At 65.4% G+C, this 4,349-nt stretch carries 5 protein-coding genes and 1 tRNA gene; 2 read left to right on the forward strand and 4 right to left on the reverse strand.

The genetic code is table 11. The features are described 5' to 3' along the window. Window positions 1-45: 45 nt before the first annotated feature. Window positions 46-468, reverse strand: a complete 423-nt coding sequence (locus tag VFH65_RS16750) for a response regulator (protein ID WP_353322948.1) — start codon at window positions 466-468, stop codon at window positions 46-48. Between the two features lie 129 nt (window positions 469-597). On the opposite strand from VFH65_RS16750, the gene VFH65_RS16755 reads away from it, so the two are divergent. Next, on the forward strand, window positions 598-1,350 hold the full coding sequence (locus tag VFH65_RS16755; RefSeq protein ID WP_353322949.1) for a hypothetical protein: 753 nt from the start codon (window positions 598-600) through the stop codon (window positions 1,348-1,350). Window positions 1,351-1,395: 45 nt separating this feature from the next. Next, window positions 1,396-1,686: a hypothetical protein gene (locus VFH65_RS16760; protein WP_353322950.1), complete on the forward strand. Its 291-nt coding sequence runs from the start codon at window positions 1,396-1,398 to the stop codon at window positions 1,684-1,686. A gap of 12 nt (window positions 1,687-1,698) precedes the next feature. Here VFH65_RS16760 and VFH65_RS16765 read toward each other — a convergent pair whose 3' ends face one another. The 3 genes from VFH65_RS16765 to VFH65_RS16775 all read right to left on the reverse strand — a co-directional run. Further along, window positions 1,699-2,070 carry a response regulator gene (locus VFH65_RS16765; protein WP_353322951.1) on the reverse strand — a complete coding sequence of 124 codons (372 nt, stop codon included), beginning with the start codon at window positions 2,068-2,070 and terminating at the stop codon, window positions 1,699-1,701. Between the two features lie 231 nt (window positions 2,071-2,301). Continuing rightward, window positions 2,302-2,374: transfer RNA gene (locus VFH65_RS16770), tRNA-Thr, on the reverse strand. A gap of 101 nt (window positions 2,375-2,475) precedes the next feature. Next, the coding region (locus VFH65_RS16775; protein ID WP_353322952.1) for an immune inhibitor A domain-containing protein at window positions 2,476-4,349 on the reverse strand (1,874 nt) is incomplete at its 5' end.

Consider the following 4,349-nt stretch of genomic DNA (forward strand, 5'->3'; position numbering starts at 1 on the left):
GTCCGCAAGACACGGGCCATGCGCGAAAAAACGCGAGTTAGCGCTCTATCCGGAGTTAGCGCTCGATGCGGATTGCGGGGTCAAAGGGGCTGCCTGTGCCGCGCGGTGGATCGCGTCGATCAACACCGAGGTTGGTGAGTCTTTCGTGACGCACGCATCGACGCCGCTTGCCGCGGACTCGATGCATGCATCGCCGTCCAGCGTATAGAGCACGATGCCGACCTGTGTTCCCTCACTTCGCAGCGTCTCAGCGACCTGCAGTCCTTTGAGGTCGGGCATGTCTGAGTCGACGACGAGCACGTCCGGTCGGGTCGCATGCACGACGCGCAGCGCGTCGTGACCGTCCTTTGCAACGCCGACGACGACCAAGCCGAGCTCGGCATTGAGCAGATAGCGGAGGTTCTCGCGGATCGATGGATGGTCGTCGGCCACGACGACCCGGAGCGTGCGGGCCGGCACGTCGGACATCGTCGAAGCATAGACCGATTTGATAGGACTGAACCGGCATGGCGGCCGACTGACCAAGCGTGCCCATTCTCGTCGCGGCAATGACACGGCTATCAGCGTCGTCCGTCCTAACCTTGTGATGTGGTGCCGATGAGAAATGCTGTCGCCGCGGTCGCCCTGGCGGTGGTCGTTACCGCGGTCGTGACGGCCGTGGCCACTCTCGGGCTGACCGGGTATTTCCAGCCCGTCGCGCGGCCCAGCCCCAGCCCCAGTCCCACTTCGACCGCCACGGCGTCACCGACGCCGACGGCGTCTGCCTCGCCGTCACCAACCCTTTCGCCCACTCCGAGTCCGACGATCGCCCCGACTCCACCACCGCAGCAAACGCGCACGCCGAGACCGGATCCGACCACCAACATCGCCGGTCAACAGCTCATCCCCTACTACTTCCAGGCGCGTCAGCAGTTCTCGATGTTTCCGCCAACGCCCCAGATCGATTTCGACATGGCGGCGGACAGGGACGGGGACGCGTTCTTCCGTGGATTGACGAACGTCGGGCAGCCGATCTTCACGGTCCGAGAGGACTTCGTCATGACGCCGAGGACGGCGTTCCACGAGATCGGGCACGCCTACGAGGCGCTCCTGCAACGCAAAGACGCCAGCGTCGATTGGCGCGCCAGGTACTGGGCCTTCCGCGGCTTCCCGGGAACGTGGCAGACGGCGGCAGCGGAGGCTGCGACGAAGACCGGCATGGCTCAGTGGATCAGTCAGCCGCAGGAGTCATGGGCGGAAGCGTTCAGCATCGCCTTCATCGGCAGCGGTCAGGAGAAGACTCTCGACTACGGCAGGACCATCAATCCGGCCGCGATGAAGGCGTTCTTTCTCTCGCTGCCGAATCCCTAGTGGAGTCTGTGTCTCCTCCGGATGGGGGATGCGCCGTGGGCTGGCATGAGAGACAAACATGGCATGGGCGGTCGGGACTTCGCGCTGGGGGACGGTTCTGCTGTGCTCGTTGAGTTCGTCTGCATGGCCAAGCACGAGGCGGACCCAGTGAACGCCGACGGTCACACTCTCGCTCTCCGCGGCCAATTGAACGCGTACTGCGCCCGCGGCGCCGATGAGAACCATGCCTGGGTCCGCGTGCCCCCGACACCGCTCGGTGAGATCACCACCGGGGTCATGGAAGAGCGCCCGCCGGAGCCTGCGCGTCCACGACATCGCGTGGCTCAACCGAGCTAACGACCCGCTGCCCTAGTTGGCTCGGGACGCGACCTTGTCGGTGGGTGGCCGCCGGATCGCGGTCATGAGTGCGTCAATCGACTCATCGTCGAGCACCTGATGCTTGTCCGGGCCACCCACGATCGGCTCGCCAATGAGGTCACGCACCGTGTAGAGGACGACACGAATCTCGATGCCGGCGAACTCAAGGTGGGCGGCAACCTTTAAGCCATCAAGTTCGGAGATGTCCTGAGCCAAGACGAGCACGTCTGGCTCCAGTTGGTGCACCAGCAGTAGCGCGGCCGTGCCGGTGGAACAGGTGCCCACAACTTCGAGATCTGCTTCAGTGTTTACGCGCGTGCGCAGCTCTGCGCGAACGAACGGTCGGTTGTCGGCAACGACCACGCGCAGCCGGCGTGCCTGCGTTCCCACCACGCGAATAACGGCACGGCAACTGGCCCCGTCAGGCGGAAGAAGTAAGGCCTACCTCGTCTGAAACAGCCATGCAACATGGTTTCGGCCGTTCGGGTGAGGCACTTCCCGAATGACCGCGGTGCAATGCGGAGTGTCGCGGGGTCGCGGCGACAGGTGGGTTGGCCGCGGCCCCGTGTTCTTGCGACACCGCATCAGGTGCTGAGCCGACCCCGGGTCTCGAACCCGGAACCTGCGGTTTACAAAACCGCTGCTCTGCCAATTGAGCTAGGTCGGCGCGATCAGGTCAATGCTACCGATTCATCGAAGAGCCGGGCCACTGTAAAGAAGAGGGGCCGGCTTGCGCCGGCCCCTCGTTCGTAGCCGTGGCCGCGAAAGTTACTTGTAGACGTGCAGGCGATACGTTCCGCGATCCGAGCTCACGCCGGTGATGTCGATCTTCAGGCCCGAGCCCGCGGTCTTCACCGAGGTGTACGGGATCGCCGGGTTGTAATAGGCATTGACCGACGAGTCGAAGAACTGCGTGACCGGAGCGGACGTGTAGGTGCGGCTGATCCGCTTCACGCGGTTCAGCTGCTGTGACAGCGTGATCGTGTTGGAGTCGACGCCGAACGTGGCGTCCCAGACCTGCCAACGTGCACGCCACACCGACTTGCCGTCTGGCCTGACCATCGTCGCCGGGTGCGCGTCGATCGGAAGGATCTGACCGTAGCCCGGGTGCAGCGACGTGTTGTTGTCCGCGTAGCCCGCGTTGCGGTACGAGATGAGCACGCCGTCGGCGTAGCACTGCTTCTCGAGCCAGTTACCGATGAGGAAGTTGTACGCGCCGCAGAGGCTCGAGTCGTTGCCGATGTAGCTACGCGACTCCGCCAGGTAGTAGTGGAAGTAGGTCTCCGAGAACTGGCCGTTGGTCAGCCGGGCGAATCCGGCGAATGTCCAGCCAGTCGCGTCGGTCGCGTTGTCGATGGCGAGGCTGCCGATCTGGATCGAGTCGGCGGCGAACCCAGGGTTCACCACAGCGCCGTCCGTCCAGTAGCGGAAGCCGTAGGCGGTGGTTCCGGCGGGGAGCGTGGCGGTCACGGTGACCCATCCGCCCGACGCGCCGCTGATGCCCTGGCCGAAGTTCTGGCCGTTCGGGCTCGTCGTCCGTGATGCGCTGGTCGCAACGTTCTGCCAGACACCGCCGACTTGAGCGAGAAGGTATGCGTAGTCCCAGTCCGTCTCGATGTCCCACATCGCGCGGAAGCTGATCGGCGTCGCCGCCGACAGCGCGAGCGCCTTGGTCATCGAGTTGTCGATCCCGTCACCCTTGCCCGAGTAGTAGTAGTTCGGGTCGGTGCCATCGACGGGGAAAACGGTGGTGATGCGCGTGTAGTTCGGCAGATTCACGCGAAGCGCCTGATAGCGGTTGCGCGTCGCGCCCTCGGCCGGGCCGAGATCGAAGGTCGCATCGGCACCGACGGAGGTCACGGCGAGGTCGTCGCCGAGCCATCCGAGCGCGAGCTTCTCCCAGGCACCCATGTGCACCGGGTTGTCGCCGATCGCGTCGGGGCTGTCCGAGGCCCACGAGCCGGAGCTCATGAGCGTCCAGAACCCGGTGCCGTTCTCGCCGGCGTTGGTGTCGTAGAGGTCGGGCAGGCCGAGGTCGTGTCCGAATTCGTGCGCGAACACGCCGACGCCGCCGTTCTCCGGCTGGATCGTGTAGTCGCCGACCCACAGGCCTGTGCCGGGCAGCTGGTAGCCGCCGAGCTTGCAGGTCGCGGGACCGCTCGTCTGGTTGAAGTTCGCGTACCAGCGGTGGCTCCAGATGGCGTCGCCGCCCTGCGCCCCGCCGCCGGCCTCCTCGCCTTCGCCCGCGTGGGCGATGCCGAAGTGGTCGATGTAGCCGTCGGGCTCCGCGAAGATACCGTCGCCGTCGCAGTCGTAGCGGTCGACGAGGTCAGCCTGCGCGAGATTCAGGCCCGCGTAGTTCCCTGAAGCCGCGATCGCTTTGAGCGTGTAGTCGACGACGCGGTAGACGACGCCGTTCGCGTCGTCGCCGCCGGCGCCGCTCGCCCGCGAGTTGGCACCGAGGTCAGCGGCGGTCGCCGCGATCTGGACCCAGTTGCCGACCTGACCGGTCCACGTGAACCGACCGGTCGAGAGCTCGAGATAGAAGTCGCGCATCGACGCGTGGCCGTACGACGCGCCGCCGTTGCTGAAGAGCATGTCGCGGTAGTGCTGCGGACTGACGTCGGCGGACCAGTAGGTGC

The organism is Mycobacterium sp., assembly GCF_035697385.1.
GTDB lineage: Bacteria > Actinomycetota > Actinomycetes > Mycobacteriales > Mycobacteriaceae > Mycobacterium.

Coding starts and splice junctions, on each gene's coding strand:
- VFH65_RS16755 (WP_353322949.1), top strand. CDS start 598: ATGAGAAATGCTGTCGCCGCGGTCGCCCTGGCGGTGGTCGTTACCGCG.
- VFH65_RS16760 (WP_353322950.1), top strand. CDS start 1,396: ATGAGAGACAAACATGGCATGGGCGGTCGGGACTTCGCGCTGGGGGAC.
- VFH65_RS16750 (WP_353322948.1), bottom strand. CDS start 468: ATGTCCGACGTGCCGGCCCGCACGCTCCGGGTCGTCGTGGCCGACGAC.